Origin of the sequence: Acinetobacter sp. AHP123, assembly GCF_023757925.1 — a bacterium.
Classification (GTDB): domain Bacteria; phylum Pseudomonadota; class Gammaproteobacteria; order Pseudomonadales; family Moraxellaceae; genus Acinetobacter; species Acinetobacter oleivorans.
The window spans coordinates 2,270,464-2,289,059 of the sequence record NZ_CP092454.1 but is presented as its reverse complement, the minus strand read 5'-3'; the positions used below and the strand labels follow the sequence as shown (position 1 = coordinate 2,289,059).

Genomic DNA, 18,596 nt, shown 5'->3' with positions numbered 1-18,596 from the left:
ACCTTTATTTTGATGATTGATTAGCCAACAACTTACCTACCCATATCACGAGTAATAAAATTGGTAATCCCATCAAAAATGTAGCCGTAAAAAAGCCTGAATAACCGATATGATTCACTATTGTACCTGAGTAACCACCAATCGTTTTTGGTAACAACAGCATTAGCGAGCTAAAAATAGCATATTGCATGGCAGTAAATGACACACTCGTTAAACTAGAAAGAAATGCAATAAAAACTGCCCCAGCTAATCCAGAGGCTAAGTTATCAAATATGATGCCCATTACTAACCAAACTTTGCTATAAGGAACAACCACTTTTCCTTTCAATTCAATATCAATATTTTTATCAATCGGAATCGCAGGAATATCGGATAAACTCATACGATAACGAGGCTGATTCTCTTCTAGTTGCTTTTGATAAGAATGATTTAAAGTTAAAGTATGCGATTGCTTATTAGCTTCATAATTTGCTTCTACTTGTATTGAATTAAGTTTAGCAAGATCATTTCCGGGAACAATAACACTCCAATCATTATCTTTAATCTTGCCTTCTATTTTATCTTTTGAATTCAATAAAATGCTAACTGATTTTAGTTCACTATTTTTAGGCAGATTCAATAAACTACCATGAAGAATTACATCTTTTTTCAGCTCATCTTTATATAAAAGATTATCTCCACCAATTGCTTGAATATAAATATCTGGTTGTGATTCTGAGCTAAATAATTTTAATGGAAGGTTTATCTTTAAGGGTTCAGTATATCCCACAGGCTGAGAATCAATTGAGACTTTATTCTGAGCTGTTGTTAATGTATTACTTGGGAATTTTAATGACCAATTTCCTACTTCATCAGGACTTGTTGTATAAGTCTTATCTCCAATATGAACCTGAACATTTTGCATAGTGGCACCAGACTTAACTAATCCAACAAAAATCAAGTTAGTAGTGCTTGCTAGAATTGCTCCTAAGAACATCATTTTCATCACATTATAGCGTTGTGCTAACATTCCTCCGAGGAAACCACCCAATATGACAAAGAAAATTGCAAAAAACTTATTAAACCAAGCAATTTCTTCTTTATCAAAGTTTAAGTCTAAATAGAATAAATTAGCCATTACACCAGCAACGACATCTGAAATACGATAAAACCCTATTAACAATAAAATTGCTAAAGCAACTTTTAATCCATATCGTTTAAAGAAATCTAATAAAGGTGACAACCATGTTTCTACAACAATTTTTTTATTAATTAGACCAAATTTAATTAAACCTAGAATTACAACAACAGCAATTGATATACTAATTAAAAATTTAATAACTAAAAGTAAAAAACTTAAAAAAGCATCTTCAATAGAAAATGAATCAAAAATTAAACCGATTTGATAAAAACTAATTCCAAAAACGATGGTTGAAATAACAAAAACCGCAAATAACTGAAAATAATCTTTAGCTTGATAGTGATGTTGAATACGCTTAACTTGAGGCTCATGAATAAATAATGTTGTAATTATTCCTATACCCATTAGGCAGGCCATTAATAAATATGTAGTTCGCCATGCTTCATATATATAGTTACCAACTGCGGTACCTAGAGAAGCCGCAAATAATAATGCACCTAATTGCGTGATGATTGTAGCAGTACGATATCCAGCATTATAAGTTGAGGCTAAAACAGTTTGTACATTAGGATCTTCAGTTAATTCAATACGATAAGCATCCACAATAATATCTTGGGTAGCTGAAGAGAAGCCGAGAAAAATAGCTGCTCCTGCCATAATAGTTAGATTTGAAAATGAACCAAAGCCAGAAGTGTTGGGTAATGGATTTGTAAATGCCATTAAACAAATTGCGCAGATAACCAAAATCTGTGCAATTAACAACCAACTACGCCTTAATCCCATTTTTTTTGTTAAATAAGGAAGTGGTAATTTATCTATTAATGGAGCCCAAATAAACTTGAATGAGTAAGCTAACGCTGCCCAAGAGAACATCGTAATAGTACTTCTGTTAATTCCCGCTTCAGTCAACCAGAATGATAAGGTTGAAAAAATTAGAAATATGGGAATTCCTGAGGAAAAGCCTAAAAACAACATAATAATTGCTCGGCGATCCAAGAAGGCCATAAAAGAACTTTTCCACCCTTTTGATTCAGCACTCATTCGTTTTTTATTTTCCATAGATTATAAATGTGCCTATTCAAACCCTTCTTACAATTGCTTTCAAGATTCTTTATGCAAACATTTTTGTTTTGGCGATAAAAACCGCAAGTTTGCTTGATATTTTATGCTAAACCTGTATACCTTTAGGCTTCAACCTTCGTTTTCTTTTGCTGGATATCAACAGTGACACAAAAACTTGATCAAGTGACTATTTCAACTTTATCACTCGCTAAAACAACCACCACAAACGTCACAGTAAATGCATTTCCTTCAGCTTTTGAGCAACCTGATATAAAAATGACCTTAGATAAAACCGTTTTAAAACCTGAACAACTTACACATATCCCCGATTTTGAAAAAATTCCAGCTTCAACTAAACGCATCAAACCTCTTAATAACTTTTTAGGTCAAGATCGTGCCAAAGCATCTGTAGAGGCGGGAATTTCTTTACCCTACTCAGGCTATAACATTTTTGCAGTAGGAACCGCTGGTTTAGGCAAACGTACCATGATTAAACGTTTGTTACAGCAGCACGCCAAAACAATGCCAACGCCTGATGACTGGGTGTATGTCTATAATTTCAAACAAGCACGCCAACCTATTGCCCTACGCTTTCCAGCAGGTCAAGGAACTAAGTTTCAACAGGCACATGACCAAACTTGGCAAATTATTTTAAAGCAACTTGAACGCCGTTTCAGTGCAGAGACTTATCACAATCGTATTGAACGTATCCGTCAGGAAACAGGCGATGTACAACAACAAGCACTTGTTGAACTAACCAAAGAAGGTGAAGAACTCGATTTAAAACTCATTTCTCGTAATGAGAAACACGGTTTTGTTCCTGTACAAGTCAAAGATGATCAGGTTCAAGAACTTACCCAAACAGATATTGATGCATTAAATAGTAAGCAACGCGCTGAAATTGCGGCCAATATTCGCTATATGGATAAAAAGCTGGATCGCCTTGGTCTACATTTAGGTGATTTAGAAGATGATGCACGTGACAAAGTGTCTGTGTTAAATCGGGATATTGCAACGCAAGTTGTTATGCCAAGAATGGAGCTTATTTTAAATAAATATGGTCAGGTTAAAGGACTCGAAGATTACTTAAAACAATATGCCCAAGATATTATTGATAATGTTGAACTGATCTTAGAACAAGATGAAGATGATTTTACTCCATCAATGTTCAATCGTGTTCCAGCACGTTATCAAGCCAATGTGATTGTTTCAAATAAACCAAATAGTGGCGCTCCTGTTATTTTTGAAGACTTTCCAACGCACTATAATTTACTCGGCCACGTTGAACAGCTCACCCATAACGGCACAATTACTACAGATTTCACTCTCATTCGCCCAGGTGCTCTACATCAAGCGAATGGTGGTTTTTTAATGCTTGAGGCCGAGCAATTACTCGAACAGCCTTATGCATGGCAAGGTTTAAAGCGTGCCTTAAAATCAGGCCAACTCAAGTTATCTTCTCTTGAACATATGCTGACGTTAACAGGCTCTATCTCGATAGAACCTGCCGCGGTTCCACTTGATATTAAAGTGGTTCTTATGGCAGAACCTGAAATTTATTATGAAATTTTAGAAGTAGAACCAGAGCTTGGTAGTGTATTTAAAATTCGTGCAGATTTTACTGATACATTACAACGTAATGACGAAAATGAACAAGCCTACATGCAGCTCATTGCTGACTATGTACAAGCGGATAAATTGCTTCCGTTTGATCGTAGTGCTTTAGCAGCGTTACTTACGGACTCAAGTCGTCAGGCTGAAGACCAAAGTTCACTGTCGTTACATGCTTCAACCTTAGGTGATCTGATTCGCGAAGCACATCATCATGCATTTAAAGCGAATGAGAAGCTGGTAACCGACCAACACATTAACCTCGCTCTACAACATCGCCAATATCGCTTAGGCTATTTAAGAGAACTTTACTGGCAAGATCTTTCACGTGGTACACAATTAATCGAAACGTCGGGATATCGTTTAGGTCAAATCAATGCCCTCTCCGTCATTCATTATGCAGATGTTGAGTTTGGTTTACCTTCACGTTTAACGGCATCTGTTTATCAAGGTGGCGGTGATATTCTTGATATTGAACGTAGTGTAGAACTTGGTGGGTCACTTCATGCCAAAGGCGTGCTGCTGATGTCTAGCTTCTTGAAAGCTCACTTTGGTCGTGAACAGATTTTACACTTCTCCGCTGCGCTTGCATTCGAACAGAGCTATGGTCAAGTTGATGGCGATAGTGCAACTGTTGCTGAGCTTTCAGCGTTGATTTCTGCGATTAGCCAGATACCAATTGATCAATCATGGGCAATTACCGGCTCGATGAACCAATTAGGGCAAGTTCAACCTATTGGCGGCGTAAATGCAAAAATTGAAGGATTCTATGATGCATGTAAGCTACAAGGTCTGACAGGTAAGCAAGGTGTCATTATTCCTCGTCAAAACATGCAACATTTGATGTTACGTCAAGATGTTATTGATGCTGTTCGTAGTAGTCAATTCCATATCCATGCAATTGATACGATTGATCAGGCTCTTGAAATTTTGATGGCTCGTCCGGTCGGTACGCTCGATAAGAAGGGTAAATACAGCAAAAATTCAATTTATGCGGCAGTAATGGAACAACTTGAGTATTGGCAAGCCATTGAAGATGGTGCTGAAATTGAAGAAGAGCCAAAAAAGAAAAAGAAAAATAAGAAAAAAATTAAGAAGCATGAAGAACTTACTGCTGACGATCTGCCACAAGAAAATGCAGAAGAAGTTGCTACATTAAAACAGAAGTAATAAAAAAGGGCCTGTAAATACAGGCCCTTTTTACTTTTAGACTTGCAAAATTAACGAACGATCTGAATCGCTCGTCCTCCTGCTAACTGGCTAAAATATTGTTTAAGTGCTTCAACACAACGTTGAATTTTCATTGGTTGTTGATCATGCTTGGCAACCTCTGCATACAATGTAAACGTTGGTAATTTCCAATCTGGCATGAGTTCAATCAAAGAACCATTTTTTAGTTCTTTCTGAGCATCCAAATATAAAATTCGTGCAATACCATGCCCTTGCTGACATAAGGCTTTTGCAACTTGTAAATTATTGCTCTGCAAACGGCTTTGCATTTCAATATTGAGCGTTTCACCTGTTTTTACATGTTGAAAATTGAAATGGCGTGAGTCATTCATGACATTAATCGACAACAATTCATGATCTCTTAAATCATTAGGATGCACAATTGGACTAGACTGATTGAGATAACTAGGAGAAGCAATCAAAATCTGATCTACAAAAGCCAACGGAATGATCGAGCTGCTCTCTTCTACAGGAGTAGAACTCATGCGGACTGCAATATCAATTCGCTCTTCAATTAAATCGATATAACGATGCCCAACTTCGAAATGCACAGATAAACCGCGATGAGCCGACATCCAGTGAGATAATGCAGGAATGAGGTGTTGAACTGCTAAATCAGGAGTTGTCGCAATACGCAAATCCCCGATTAAGTCATCCCTCAATTCATTAATTCGGATTTTTCCCCTTTCAGCAGCCGCCAACATCTCTTGACAGCTTGAAAAAAAAGCCTGTCCGGCTTCTGTCAAACTAAGTTTACGAGTGGAGCGATGTAATAGAGTTACATCCATTTCATGCTCAAGCGAGCGTATCTGCTGACTCACCGCACTTGTTGTAATTCCTAATTCACGTGCCGCACCACTAAATGAACTTTTTTCTACCACACAAGCGAAAACACCCATCGCACGAAGCTGATCTAACATAGGTTTCCTCAAATCTAATTTTAAATTTATAAAAAATGCTTATTGTTGTAATGAAAGCAACCAATTACATTATACGAGGAAACCTAAGTTTTTTGCATTAGCTATTTTGGTAAAAGATTTACAGGATTAATCGGTTTTCCATCCAAACGAATCTGGAACTCGAGCATGACTTGAGATGCACCAGTAGATCCCATTTCGGCAATTTTTTGTCCAGCAGTTATATTGTCACCGCTTTTCACAAACATCTTGCTATTGTGGGCATACGCACTGATATATCCGTCAATATGCTTAATTAAAACCAGATTTCCGTATTCTTTTAAGCCATCAGCTGCATAGACAACTTGACCATCAGCTGCGGCATAAATAGGGTCACCCTGATTTCCACCATAACGGATTCCTTTGACATTATTTGCCAAATTAAATCCTTGAATCACCGGTCCATTCGTCGGTTTTATCCAACGTAAGCTCGAATTTGGTGCAACTGATGCCACTGTCGTATTTGTTGACGGTACAGTAGACGGCTGAGTTACTGGAGTAACAGGCTGTGTGGTTGGCAAAGCAATCGTTTGACGCTTGATTTGCTCAGGCTGTGCCATGACTTGTGTAGATACCGTTCTTGGTGAAGAACCTTTCTTCAAACGTAACGACTGATTGACATAAATACGATATGGCGCAGGAATATCATTCATTTCAGCAATACTGATGTAGTCCAGACCATAACGCATTGCGATACCACTCAAAGTATCACCTGAACGAACTGTGTAATAGTTAGGAGCCATTGCATAGCGAGAACTATTATTAATTTGTGGTTTAGAAGCACAGCCTGCCATAGCTACGGTAAAACCTACAGCCACAGACAACAACATAATTTTCATTATTTTGTCTTTTTGGATATGCACTCTGTTTTGTTGCCCAATTAAATGCATTGATCTCCCTCACTAAATGCTACAAATCATTTCGGCTAAGAGTACCAAAAAAGTAAGAGGAAACACGTTCCTCTTTTTCTTTATTCACAAAGTTATAACATTCAAGCTCAATTATTGACTCAAACTGACCTGAAGGTCTTCTAAAACGGCGTAATTTGTAGCATCCATTTGAATAGGTGTAACACTTACATAACCGTTTGCTACCGCAAAGAAATCCGATTGAATCTGGCTTGAAACACGCTCAGGATCTGTAACCGCCTCGCCTGCTAATCCAATCCAGTAAACTTGGCGTCCTCTTGGGTCGACATGGCTGGTAATAGGTTTAGATTGCGCACGACGTCCCTGATACGTAATTTGTGCTCCTTTTAACTTTGGCACATCAGGAATATTGATATTAAAGATGTGTCGTGGAGGCAAAGCTGGTAAACCGCTTGCAATAAAATCATGTACCCACTGTGCAGCCTGAGCATAATCTTCTTTAACATTATAAGCGCGTACATCAGGACCAGCTAAAGAAACAGCAATTGCAGGTTGCTTCATTAAACGTCCTTCAAATGCAGCACCAACTGTTCCAGAATATAAAACATCATCACCTAAATTCGCGCCACTGTTGATTCCACTTACGACCAAGTCAAATTCGAAATCAAACAAACCATTCATAGACAAATAAACGCAATCTGCTGGCGTACCATTCACTGCCCATACATCTTCGGCAATTTGAATTGGGCGCAATGGTCGATCCAATGTTAATGCACTTGAAAAACCACTTCTCTCACTTTCTGGCGCAACCACAACCACACGTCCAAGCGGTTTTAATGCTTCAGCTAAAGCCTGTATACCTGGCGCAAAAACACCGTCATCATTCGCTATCAAAATATTCACTAAAATCTTTCTCTACAAATAAACCTAAAGGTTTTACAATTGAATTATTTGTTGAATTATATATATTTATGCCTCCATAGCATTATAAAATTGTGAAAAAATGAAAACTTTTGCTCCTTTTTTTCAGGTATTGGGGATCAGTATCACATTGTGTACGCAAGCGGTTTTTGCAGATGAGGATATCTCAACACAAGAAGCTGATAGCTTAATTAAAGATGATATTGCGGCAACGCAAGTCTTACAGGAAATTTGTCCAGCTTTCGTAGGGACAAATAAAAAACTTGAGTCAAATACTCAAAAAATTATCACAACGTATCTTCAAGGGTATTCGAATAAATCAATTACCCTCGCTGCTCTACAAAATGATGCAGAGTTTAAAACCCTGTTAAATGAAGCACGTCAAGCTTCAAAACAAATGGACCATCATGAGCAACACGAACTCTGTGAAGAGATCGTTAACTATAAAGAATAGATTTTTATCCGTTTAGGGTAGAAGTTTATTTACTGAGGTTTTCTGTTTGGTATTAAGCAGAAAACCAACATAACAATACATTTTTTCCATTTTTTTAACCTGTAAATTGGTTAAGCTATCGACATATTTAAAAATTTTATTTTGGGTTATCGATGTTTATGAAGAAAAGCTTAGTTCAATCGCTCTCTTTGGTTTTACTTATGAGCATGGCAACAGTTGGTTTTGCTGCTGATAAGAAGAAAACAGCTGAAAAGAAAACCGAAAATGAAAATGTTGTTGAAGTAACTCCACAGCAAACTATAACTCCTGAAGAATTAGCTGCAATTCAAGTACTTTCTGAAATTTGTCCAAGCCTTATAGGCAAAAAAGATGCTGATTTTGCTCAAGGTTATGAACGTTTAGTAAAAGACTATTTACCAAATGAAGCCGACCCAGTTGCAGCTTTAGAGAAACGTGCTAAAGATAAAAGTTTCAAGAAAGTCCTAAAAGAAGCGCGTAATGATGCAAAAGCTGCTGGTAACGAGCAAAACACATTAGTTTGTCAAGACGTGAAAGCTTATCAATCGCAAAACTAAATTAGTAAAAAACTCTTGAGTTACAATACTGTTTGAAAAAGCCGACTTCCCCCATAGAAGTCGGCTTTGCTTTATCCTAAAATGCTAGGTTCTTCTGCTTCATACAAGATATTGGAATTACCTAGAATGACTCGAAAAAGCGCTATTGCTGCACTCCTCCTCTTACCAAGTTTTTCTTATGCAGCAACTGTCTTATCAGCTCCGCCAGAATTAAATAATAAGTCTTATGTATTAATGGATTATGAGACAGGACAAATTCTCGCTTCTAAAAATGAAAACGAAAAGCTTGCACCTGCTTCAATGACAAAAATGATGACAAGCTACATCATTGAACAAAAATTATTAAAAGGTGAACTGACTGAAAATGAGCAGGTTCGTATGAACGAGTCTGCATGGTGTAAAGGAAGCAGCTCTGAATCATGTATGTATGTTCCTTTAAATGGTACAGCAACTGTTCTAGAAATGCTTCGCGGTATCATTATCCAGTCAGGTAATGATGCATCAAAAGCAATGGCTGAACATATTGCCGGAAATGAAGGCACGTTTGCTCACATGATGAATCAGGAAGCAAAACGTATCGGTATGACAAATACCCAGTTCATTAACTCAACTGGTTTACCGGCAGAAGGTCATTATTCAACAGCTAAAGATATGGCTGTTTTAGCGCAACATATTATTAAAGACAGCTCAAGATATTACCCAATCTACTCTGAAAAAGAATTTACGTTTAACGGTATTAAACAAGGTAACCGTAATGCCTTGCTTTACACAGACCCAAGCGTAGATGGTTTAAAAACAGGTCATACAGATGAAGCGGGTTACTGCTTAACAACTTCAAGCAAACGTGGTCCGATGCGTCTCATTTCCGTTATTTTCGGAACGGATAGCGTAAATGAACGTGCTAACCAAACACGTACATTATTGTCTTGGGGCTTTGCAAACTTTGAAACTGCAAATATTCAACCAGCCAATCAAGTTCTTGCAAAAGCAAAAGTATGGTTTGGTAAAGAAGATGAAGTTCAAATTGGTCTGGCTGAAAACTTTAGTGTGACTATGCCTAAAGGCAAAGCTAACGGGATTAAAACACAGTTAGTTGTTCAACCTAACTTAAATGCACCGCTTCAAAAAGGCCAAGTTGTGGGCAAACTTGTTGCTAGCCTTGACGGCAAAGTAATTGCTGAAAAGCCATTAGTTGCATTAAAACCAGTTGAAGAAGCAGGATTCTTTGCACGTTTAATCGACCATGTTAAACAATTCTTCAGCAACTTATTCTAATTTTTGAATAGTTGAATTAAGCACTCATGCTATTTAGCCTGAGTGCTTTTTTATTTTATAATTCGTCTAAATTTTATTTTGATACTACTCATGGCAAAGAACATACGTCCTTATCTTGAACACCGTCCTCAAGTTGATCCAACATGTTATGTTGATGACATGGCCGTTGTAGTCGGTGAAGTCAGCTTAGCCGAAAATGTTTCTGTCTGGCCTTTTGCCGTCATTCGTGGTGACGTAAATAGTATTCAAATTGGTAAAAACAGTAATGTACAAGACCATTGTATGTTGCACGTTAGCCATAAAAATGATGCAAAACCTAATGGCTCACCTCTTATCATTGGTGAAGATGTGACGGTTGGACATCATGTGACTTTGCATGGCTGTACCATTGGCAACCGAGTTTTAATCGGAATCAATACTGTTATTTTAGATGACGTGATTATTGAAGATGATGTAATGATTGGTGCTGGAAGTTTGGTTCCACCGCGTAAAGTCTTAAAAAGTGGTTATCTATATGTAGGAAGCCCCGTACAACAAGTGCGCCAACTGACTGAAAAAGAATTAGCGTTTCTTCCTTATTCGGCAAGGCATTATGTAAAAGTACAAAATAATCATAAAGCGGCTCAAACAGAGCAAGATTAATTAGCTCTATGAAATATCAGCAATAAAATTCTGATTTTTTAAACGATATGGTTTTGTAGTATTGCTCATATCGTTTAGCAGATCACCATAGCCAAAAACCCCTAAATTTCGTATCATACGTCTTTTAAATCATGGTGCTTTTTTATGGCCGCATGGACTCCTCATGTCACTGTTGCTACAGTCGTAGAAAAAGACGGACGCTATCTTTTTGTTGAAGAACATAGCGAGGGTTTTGTACACACAGTATTTAACCAACCTGCTGGTCATGTGGAATGCGGTGAGTCATTAACTCAAGCAGCCATTCGAGAAACACTTGAAGAAACAGGTCATCATGTTGAAATTGATGCCTTGCTTGGTATTTATACATATACCCCGCCCATGTTTCCAGATCGCACCTATTACCGCTTCTGTTTTCTAGCACATGTGACTCAAGTTGAAAATAATCCTCAACTCGATACTGGTATTGTAGCTGCTGTGTGGATGACACCAGATGAGCTTAAAGAATCTGCTCGTGCCCGTAGTCCACTCGTACTCAAAGCAGTTGAAGATGCCATGAAAGGTCACCATTATCCTTTATCGCTTATTTATGAGCACCCTTTCTCTCCCTCATTAACTTCTCATTTGGATGCCTAGTCCTATGCAACAACGTGTCATCGTCGGTATGTCTGGTGGTGTAGACTCTTCTGTTTCTGCAGCACTTTTACTTCAACAAGGATATCAAGTTGAAGGTCTTTTCATGAAGAACTGGGAGGAAGACGACGGCACGGAATACTGTACGGCAATGGAAGATTTAGCCGATGCTCAAGCAGTAGCAGATAAAATCGGTATTAAACTCCACACAGCAAACTTTGCTATGGAATATTGGGACCGCGTGTTTGAACTTTTCTTAGCTGAATATGCAGCTGGACGCACCCCAAACCCAGATATTTTATGTAATAAAGAAATTAAGTTCCGTGCATTTTTAGATCATGCCATGACTTTAGGTGCAGACTTTATCGCGACTGGTCATTATGCTCGCCGTGGTGAAACTGCATACAACTCGAAAGGTGAAGCATACGCACCGTTATTACGTGGTGTAGACAATAACAAAGACCAAACTTATTTCTTGCATGCTGTTCATGGTAAAGAAATTAACAAGACCCTATTTCCAGTAGGTGAGATTGAAAAACCAGAAGTCCGCAGAATTGCTGAAGAACTTGATCTTGCTACAGCTAAGAAAAAAGACTCTACAGGTATCTGTTTTATTGGCGAACGTCGATTTAATGACTTCCTTAAACAATATTTGCCCGCTCAACCTGGAAAAATTGTACTTGATACAGGTAAAGAAGTTGGTGAACATCACGGTCTGATGTACTATACGCTCGGTCAACGTGGCGGAATTGGTCTAGGTGGTTTGAAAGGTGCAGCGGAAGGTGCATGGTTCGTACTACATAAAGATATTGCCAATAATCGCCTCGTTATTGGTCAGGGACATGAACACCCTCTCATGCAAAGCACACAACTTTGGAGTGAGTCAATTGACTGGGTGGCGGGTGAACAGAATATTCCTGTTGAAGGTTTACGCTGTACAGCTAAAACACGCTATCGCCAACCTGATCAGGCATGTACAGTTTTTATTGATGAAAATAGTGAACACGGTGTACGAGTTGAGTTTGATGAACCTCAGCGTGCTGTTACACCGGGTCAAAGCGTTGTATTTTATTCAGATGAAGTTTGCTTAGGCGGGGGTGTCATTCACCATACAAATGCCCCTACACCAAATTTTATTTAAGGGAATGAATGACATGGTGGAGTTACCATTTCAACAATCACAAGCCTTGAATGTTCGCCAAAACCGTGCCCTTGCCTTGGCTGGGGTATTTCAGGCTACCCAGCTCACGCACATGACAGCTTTAACTGGTCAGCAGAGTATTGGTGAAAGTGGTAACTTCTATTTTGAGCTGTTAATTAAAGCGAGTTTAAATATTCGTCCTACAGTCAACAATGGTGTTCAGACATTAGATTTTTTTAATCAGTTGGCAGATATTTCTTTGGGGCTTAAAACCCTCGAAAATTGTATTACTCAACCTTTTACAAATATGCCCAAATCTCGCCTTCCGAAGATGGGCACTGCCAAGCTTCCAATGTCATATGCGATGTCCCTTTTGCAATTAGAAAAGAAGGTCTATAGCAATCCTGAATACGTCGCAATCATTGAAAAAGCTCAGCAAAAGATTTTAAAACAGCTTTCTTTTTTTGATAATAACTACTTACATTCAAGCATTTTAGCCAATTTGGCTCAAACCTATGTTGATACTGCTGGGCAGATTAACCCTCGCATTCTCGTTCGTGGTAATGCGGAAGCATTTAAAGATACCAACCATACTAACCGCATCCGTGCTTGTCTGTTTACTGGCTTGCAAATGGCGCATTTATGGCGACAACTCGGTGGTAGTTCGTGGAACATGATTTTTAGCAAACGTAAATTGCTACAGGATATTCAGGCACTTGCTCGTTTACAGTACCAAGTCATCTAAGGCTGTAAAGAGATTATTTTTTGTTTTATGTTTATTCCAACATTAAGGAATCGTTATGAACGCTTTAACCGCACTATCACCATTAGATGGACGTTATGCCAGCAAATGTGATGCGCTACGTCCTTTTCTTTCTGAGTTTGGTTTAATTCATGCTCGTGTCACTGTAGAAGTGCGTTGGTTACAAGCGCTTTCTAACCGTCCAGAAATTGTTGAAGTTGCTCCTTTTTCAAATGAAACAAATGCAGCTTTAGATGCAATTGTTAGCAACTTTTCTGAAGAAGATGCTAACCGCATTAAAGAAATTGAGCGTACAACTAACCATGATGTAAAAGCTGTTGAATATTTCTTAAAAGAGAAAATCGCAGGTATCGCTGAATTACAAAATGCAGGTGAATTCATTCACTTTGCATGTACTTCAGAAGACATCAATAACTTGTCTCATGCACTTATGCTTAAAAACGGCCGCGAAGTTTTAGTATCAAGCATGAAGCAAATTTTAAATGCGATCTCTACTTTAGCAACAGCTCATGCTGAACAACCAATGTTGTCTCGTACACACGGTCAAACTGCAAGTCCAACAACTTTGGGTAAAGAAATGGCGAACGTTGCATACCGTTTAGCTCGCCAAATTAAACAATTTGAAAATGTTGAGCTACTAGGCAAAATCAATGGTGCTGTAGGTAACTACAATGCTCACCTTTCTGCTTACCCAGATGTTGACTGGGCTGCACATGCTCAAGCATTTGTTGAATCTTTAGGTTTAGCATTCAACCCGTACACGACACAAATCGAACCACATGACTACATGGCAGAGTTGTTTGATGCGTTACGTCGCTTTAATACGATTTTAATCGACTTTAACCGTGACGTATGGGGTTACATTTCTTTAGGTTACTTCAAACAAAGATTGAAAGATGGTGAAGTTGGTTCTTCAACTATGCCACACAAAGTTAACCCAATTGACTTTGAAAACTCTGAAGGTAACTTAGGTATTGCGAATGCTGTATTGGCACACTTAGGCGAAAAATTACCAATTTCTCGCTGGCAGCGTGACTTAACTGACTCTACTGTACTTCGTAATATGGGTGTTGGTTTTGCGCAAAGTTTAATTGCTTTTGATGCGTGTTTAAAAGGTGTTGGTAAACTTGAGCTCAATGCAAACCGCTTACTTGAAGATCTTGATCAAGCTCAAGAAGTGTTAGCAGAGCCAATTCAAACTGTTATGCGTCGTTATAACGTTGAAAAGCCATATGAAAAGTTAAAAGCATTAACTCGTGGTCAAGCAATGACTCGCGACATGATGGTTAACTTCGTAAATGGTGATGAACTTTCTCAAGTACCAAGCGAAGAGCGCGCACGTTTAGCTGAACTTACTCCTGCAACTTACACAGGTAATGCAGCTGAACAAGCTAAACAAATTAACGATTTAATTAGCAAAATCTAATTAAAAAGTTCATAAAAAGCGGAGCTTCGGCTTCGCTTTTTTATTACACTGATATAAAGCACAATAAAGTACTATTTCTAAAATGATCGAAAAACAATTCAAACTTAAACACTATATTGCTCTTGGCATTATTTTTATTGCCATCATATTGTCTGGCATTCAGCCCCTTGAATTTGAAGCTTATTTACTTCATCAGGTGGGTACAATTTTTATGTTAGTCCTCTTATTTATTATTTTTAAAAAGATTGGTCTCGATTATTTAAGTTTTACTTTCTATTTAGGTTTTTTGCTCATCCATATTATCGGTGCACACTACCTGTACTCATATGTTCCGTACAATGACTGGATTCAACACATATTCAATTTTAATCTAGATCAATACATGGGGTGGTCCCGTAACATGTATGATCGTTTAGTTCATCTTGCCTATGGTGTTTTACTCTACCCCCTTATTTATCGAGTTTTTCAGGTTTGGTTACCGACAGCTCGACCTTTTACTCTGTTTTTACTTGTGATCCAATTCGTCATGGCCTCTAGTGTTTTTTATGAACTCATTGAATGGGTAATTGCGATTGGCTTATCGCCAGAGCAAGCCGAAAATTATAATGGCCAACAAGGCGACATGTGGGATGCCCATAAAGATATGCTATTAGCAACGATCGGTGCAATTCTCTATGGATTTTTAGCTCTTATAAAAACACCTAAAATAAATAATTCATAAATAAAAAAAGCGCTCAATGAGCGCTTTTTTTAAGAGTTCTTTAGACGACTGAATAAGTTTGATCTAACAGATTTGATAAAGCTGAAGAAGTCGTATTTGGTAGAAGCTGTTCTAGATTAGTTGTGACATCACTCGCTGTATTATTTACTTCGCTCTGCTCGTTCACTACAGGTTTAGAATCTGTAGCAGATAAAATTTTTGCGATTGGGTCAGAAACATCCGTTGAAGAACTTTTTAATAAATCATCTAATGACACAGATTTTTGCTGCAGACTAGTCGTTTCATTGGTTGTAGTTTGAGCTAACTTTAATGTATTTAACCCAACACTATCTGCCACAGAAGAGACAACTTCATTTACATCACTACTGACAATTTCACTCGTACTCGCCACTTTGGGTGCGACCACATAAAAGGTAAATGATGCACTCTCTTCACTGGTAAAACCTGCCGCATCTCTCTGAGTTAAAGTAATCGTATGTTTCCCAATAGCTAAATTTTTATCAAGTGTAAATGACCAATAGCTATTTGCATCTACTTGACCAACTGTAAGAGCCGAAATTGCGACGCCATTATCATAAATAGTCAAACTTGCATGTGATTCAACTTTGACAGTAAATTTTGGAGTTGCATCATCTGTTTCTGAATTAGCAGTAATTACTTTTACATTAGTACCATTATCATTTTCTAATTTATTAAAAACTGGTTTCTCAGGCTTTGTACCATGGATTTCCAGAGACACAGAACTATTACCAGAGGCATCTATAGCAGATACAGAGGCTTTATCATTATTAGTATTTAAAGCGGGCGAAATAGTAATTGTAAATTTCCCATTCTCGTCTGCCACGCCACTACCAATAACTTTATTATCTTTCGTTATTTGTATTTTTGCATTGGCTTCAGCTGTACCAGTAACAGAAGTTCCTTCTGCATTCACTTGCGCTGTAGGTTTATCTGGCGCTATGGTGTCATAGCCAGATTTAATTTCTAAAGGCTTAGAAGTATTACCCGCCGCATCTTCAACAATGACTGTCGCCTTTTGTGAATCTTTTAATGCAGAAGAAAGCGTGATTTGAAATTCACCTTCTGCATTTGCCGCACCAGTTCCGATCACCTTACCATCAGCATCTTTTATCTGAATTTTTGCATTCGCCTCAGCTTTTCCTTCAATTACTGTTCCTTCTTTATTTACTTCCAGTAAGGGGACTTTTGGAGGGATAGTATCTTTGCCAGCAAAAATAAGTGTTGCTTCAGATTCATTTCCAGCAGTATCTACAACAACAACTTTACCGCCCGTCAAAGGCGGAGTAAATTTGTAAGAAAACTTCCCTTCGATACTTGCAGTTATAGTATCTATCAATTTACCACTGGCATCATAGATTTTGACAGTAGCATTCGCTTCAGTTTTACCATCTAAGATCGAACCATCTTCATTTAATTGAGCCTGAGGAGCATCTGGCGCAATTGTGTCTTTAGTACCAGTTACAAGACCTGGTTTAGAAATATTACCCGCAGCATCTTCAGCTAAAATATTTAATTTATTTCCATTTGCTAAAGGCTTATCGAGTTTAATTGTAAAATTACCACTTGCATCTGCAACACCCGTTGCGACCGTATTACCAGCAGCATCTTTAATATAAATTTTTGCATTTGCTTCTGCTTTACCAGTAACCGTAACGGTATCATCGGCAACAGTAGCAGTCGGTGCAGCAGGTGCCAAGATATCTACAGGTCCTGAAGAATCATCTTTGTCATCTTTATCAAAAGCCCACAAATATAAACCTTCAGCAGCTAAAACTGCTAAGCCAGCTTTTAACACATTGCCCATCGAAAACGTTGGGGAATCATCAACCGCCATTGTTGAAGCTGGTTGACTAGTGCTTGTATAGGCTAAATCTGTGACATGGTTTAAACCTGTATAGTCGATCACCTTACCTTGTGCATCGAATTGGGCTTCAACAAATTTTCCGTGTTCAGTCGGAAAAACAAGTGAATGGTCTGTTGTATTTGTTGCTTCATTAAAGAAATTTTCTAAAACAAGGGTTTCACCATTTTTTAAATGGATGATAAGACTACCACCTTGCTTTTCCATCGATGCTATATCTTTTTGACTTATACCAATTTGAATGATTGCTGGTTGGTTTAAAACCACTTTATTGAGCTGACCATCTTGTAGAACGTCCAAACCCTCTTTGGATGCCACAATTATTCTTGTCATTATTTCCTATCCTGAATTTCAGTTATATTTTTAAATGTCTAACTTTTTAAATGATTCATCTAAAAGCTATTTTATTGCTGTTTAAAATATCAAAACCATGTGTTTATCACAATTCAAAAAGCATGTTTATCAATAATTATTTTTGACTTTTAATTAAAATATGGATTTCTCATAAAACTCATATCAACCTTAAATATCGCCCTGTTCGAATATGTACTAAATCTCACATATATTAATTCCATCATTTACATTCGTAAGTAAAAGAAGCTGAAAGTACCTATCAGAATCAAAAGAAATAAAGCAGCAAATTTAGTTATTTTCGCATCTGACAAGGTCATTTTTAGCATACTCCAGCCCTGAAAACGTTTTGCAAAAATGCTATTTAGAATAAGAGTTGAAACATGCAATAAAACCAAAGCTAAAAACAAGTTTGCAAAAAATTCGTGTAGGTCTTTCAAAGAAAAATTAACATGCTCAGTCGCATACCCTAACCCCACCACAATTGGAATCACGAGAAATATAAGTACAATTGAAGTTTGAAAAAGTGCAACACTGATTGAATGAATTGAATTTTTAGAAAAAATACTCTTAAAGTTTGAATGACTTAAGGATTTTTTAATCGCATTTATCGCTATGTTACTTCGCTTTTTAATACCGAACGGTGTTGTACTTGAAATACGTGGACTCAAAAAATGCCAGATCACTCGCGCAGTAATACTAATAAGAAGTACGTAACCAAACATCATATGGACTTGGTGTAGATCTTCATTATCTCCTGTGAAGTAAGCACCAATAAAACCAAGCATAATAATGATATGTAAAATACGTATGAGAATATCAATGTGTGGCCCTGTTTTTGACATCAAAAAAACTCAGAAGTGAAAAGTTAACTATAACTTTTACAATAGAAACTTAAACAAATATTAATCAAATTTCTTTCATCACTCACATAAAAAAAGAGCACCCTTACAGGCACTCTCTATTT

Annotated in this window: 16 protein-coding genes; 10 read left to right on the top strand and 6 right to left on the bottom strand. The window is 37.6% G+C overall.

What is annotated here, in order from left to right; all coding sequences use genetic code 11:
• Window positions 1–4: 4 nt before the first annotated feature.
• A complete protein-coding gene (locus MJX77_RS10885) occupies window positions 5–2,179 on the bottom strand; it encodes an AmpG family muropeptide MFS transporter (RefSeq protein ID WP_252059011.1) in 2,175 nt (724 codons plus the stop codon).
• A gap of 165 nt (window positions 2,180–2,344) precedes the next feature.
• On the opposite strand from MJX77_RS10885, the gene MJX77_RS10880 reads away from it, so the two are divergent.
• Window positions 2,345–4,963: a Lon protease family protein gene (locus tag MJX77_RS10880; protein ID WP_252059009.1), complete on the top strand. Its 2,619-nt coding sequence runs from the start codon at window positions 2,345–2,347 to the stop codon at window positions 4,961–4,963.
• Window positions 4,964–5,013: 50 nt separating this feature from the next.
• Here MJX77_RS10880 and MJX77_RS10875 read toward each other — a convergent pair whose 3' ends face one another.
• The 3 genes from MJX77_RS10875 to surE form a co-directional block, all read right to left on the bottom strand.
• Window positions 5,014–5,943 carry a LysR family transcriptional regulator gene (locus MJX77_RS10875; protein ID WP_004790899.1) on the bottom strand — a complete coding sequence of 310 codons (930 nt, stop codon included), beginning with the start codon at window positions 5,941–5,943 and terminating at the stop codon, window positions 5,014–5,016.
• 101 nt (window positions 5,944–6,044) lie between these two features.
• On the bottom strand, window positions 6,045–6,869 hold the full coding sequence (locus tag MJX77_RS10870; protein ID WP_198306985.1) for a peptidoglycan DD-metalloendopeptidase family protein: 825 nt from the start codon (window positions 6,867–6,869) through the stop codon (window positions 6,045–6,047).
• Window positions 6,870–6,980: 111 nt separating this feature from the next.
• A complete protein-coding gene (gene surE, locus MJX77_RS10865) occupies window positions 6,981–7,751 on the bottom strand; it encodes a 5'/3'-nucleotidase SurE (protein ID WP_005307288.1) in 771 nt (256 codons plus the stop codon).
• Window positions 7,752–7,851: 100 nt separating this feature from the next.
• Here surE and MJX77_RS10860 point away from each other — a divergent pair, with 100 nt between their 5' ends.
• The 9 genes from MJX77_RS10860 (at window position 7,852) to MJX77_RS10820 (ending at window position 15,396) form a co-directional block, all read left to right on the top strand.
• Complete coding sequence (locus MJX77_RS10860) at window positions 7,852–8,223, top strand: MCR_0457 family protein (protein ID WP_004790893.1); 372 nt, start codon at window positions 7,852–7,854, stop codon at window positions 8,221–8,223.
• Between the two features lie 152 nt (window positions 8,224–8,375).
• Window positions 8,376–8,798, top strand: coding sequence for an MCR_0457 family protein (locus MJX77_RS10855; RefSeq protein WP_004790891.1), 423 nt, complete (start codon window positions 8,376–8,378; stop codon window positions 8,796–8,798).
• A gap of 126 nt (window positions 8,799–8,924) precedes the next feature.
• A complete protein-coding gene (gene dacC / locus MJX77_RS10850) occupies window positions 8,925–10,073 on the top strand; it encodes a D-alanyl-D-alanine carboxypeptidase PBP5/6 (protein ID WP_005307294.1) in 1,149 nt (382 codons plus the stop codon).
• A 90-nt stretch (window positions 10,074–10,163) separates the two neighbouring features.
• The gene (locus MJX77_RS10845; RefSeq protein ID WP_151766905.1) at window positions 10,164–10,715 is read left to right on the top strand and encodes a gamma carbonic anhydrase family protein; all 552 of its coding nucleotides are present in this window, start codon (window positions 10,164–10,166) and stop codon (window positions 10,713–10,715) included.
• A 144-nt stretch (window positions 10,716–10,859) separates the two neighbouring features.
• Window positions 10,860–11,348 (top strand): NUDIX hydrolase, encoded by a 489-nt coding sequence (locus MJX77_RS10840; RefSeq protein ID WP_005307298.1) that lies wholly within the window; start codon window positions 10,860–10,862, stop codon window positions 11,346–11,348.
• A gap of 4 nt (window positions 11,349–11,352) precedes the next feature.
• Window positions 11,353–12,486, top strand: coding sequence for a tRNA 2-thiouridine(34) synthase MnmA (gene mnmA, locus MJX77_RS10835; protein WP_005307300.1), 1,134 nt, complete (start codon window positions 11,353–11,355; stop codon window positions 12,484–12,486).
• Between the two features lie 13 nt (window positions 12,487–12,499).
• A complete protein-coding gene (gene hflD / locus MJX77_RS10830; RefSeq protein ID WP_252059006.1) occupies window positions 12,500–13,231 on the top strand; it encodes a high frequency lysogenization protein HflD in 732 nt (243 codons plus the stop codon).
• Between the two features lie 55 nt (window positions 13,232–13,286).
• Window positions 13,287–14,675: an adenylosuccinate lyase gene (purB, locus tag MJX77_RS10825; RefSeq protein ID WP_005307301.1), complete on the top strand. Its 1,389-nt coding sequence runs from the start codon at window positions 13,287–13,289 to the stop codon at window positions 14,673–14,675.
• An 82-nt stretch (window positions 14,676–14,757) separates the two neighbouring features.
• Window positions 14,758–15,396, top strand: coding sequence for a DUF2238 domain-containing protein (locus MJX77_RS10820; RefSeq protein ID WP_252059005.1), 639 nt, complete (start codon window positions 14,758–14,760; stop codon window positions 15,394–15,396).
• Window positions 15,397–15,436: 40 nt separating this feature from the next.
• On the opposite strand, the gene blp2 is transcribed toward MJX77_RS10820, so the two are convergent.
• The gene (blp2, locus tag MJX77_RS10815; protein WP_252059004.1) at window positions 15,437–17,611 is read right to left on the bottom strand and encodes an Ig-like repeat protein Blp2; all 2,175 of its coding nucleotides are present in this window, start codon (window positions 17,609–17,611) and stop codon (window positions 15,437–15,439) included.
• Window positions 17,612–17,856: 245 nt separating this feature from the next.
• Complete coding sequence (locus MJX77_RS10810) at window positions 17,857–18,474, bottom strand: cytochrome b/b6 domain-containing protein (RefSeq protein ID WP_252059003.1); 618 nt, start codon at window positions 18,472–18,474, stop codon at window positions 17,857–17,859.
• Window positions 18,475–18,596: the final 122 nt, after the last annotated feature.

Excerpts from the sequence above, each read along its gene's own strand:
- MJX77_RS10885 (WP_252059011.1), bottom strand. The coding sequence starts at position 2,179 with ATGGAAAATAAAAAACGAATGAGTGCTGAATCAAAAGGGTGGAAAAGT.
- MJX77_RS10875 (WP_004790899.1), bottom strand. The coding sequence starts at position 5,943 with ATGTTAGATCAGCTTCGTGCGATGGGTGTTTTCGCTTGTGTGGTAGAA.
- MJX77_RS10870 (WP_198306985.1), bottom strand. The coding sequence starts at position 6,869 with ATGCATTTAATTGGGCAACAAAACAGAGTGCATATCCAAAAAGACAAA.
- MJX77_RS10860 (WP_004790893.1), top strand. The coding sequence starts at position 7,852 with ATGAAAACTTTTGCTCCTTTTTTTCAGGTATTGGGGATCAGTATCACA.
- MJX77_RS10855 (WP_004790891.1), top strand. The coding sequence starts at position 8,376 with ATGTTTATGAAGAAAAGCTTAGTTCAATCGCTCTCTTTGGTTTTACTT.
- dacC (WP_005307294.1), top strand. The coding sequence starts at position 8,925 with ATGACTCGAAAAAGCGCTATTGCTGCACTCCTCCTCTTACCAAGTTTT.
- MJX77_RS10845 (WP_151766905.1), top strand. The coding sequence starts at position 10,164 with ATGGCAAAGAACATACGTCCTTATCTTGAACACCGTCCTCAAGTTGAT.
- MJX77_RS10840 (WP_005307298.1), top strand. The coding sequence starts at position 10,860 with ATGGCCGCATGGACTCCTCATGTCACTGTTGCTACAGTCGTAGAAAAA.
- mnmA (WP_005307300.1), top strand. The coding sequence starts at position 11,353 with ATGCAACAACGTGTCATCGTCGGTATGTCTGGTGGTGTAGACTCTTCT.
- hflD (WP_252059006.1), top strand. The coding sequence starts at position 12,500 with ATGGTGGAGTTACCATTTCAACAATCACAAGCCTTGAATGTTCGCCAA.
- purB (WP_005307301.1), top strand. The coding sequence starts at position 13,287 with ATGAACGCTTTAACCGCACTATCACCATTAGATGGACGTTATGCCAGC.
- MJX77_RS10820 (WP_252059005.1), top strand. The coding sequence starts at position 14,758 with ATGATCGAAAAACAATTCAAACTTAAACACTATATTGCTCTTGGCATT.
- blp2 (WP_252059004.1), bottom strand. The coding sequence starts at position 17,611 with ATGACAAGAATAATTGTGGCATCCAAAGAGGGTTTGGACGTTCTACAA.
- MJX77_RS10810 (WP_252059003.1), bottom strand. The coding sequence starts at position 18,474 with ATGTCAAAAACAGGGCCACACATTGATATTCTCATACGTATTTTACAT.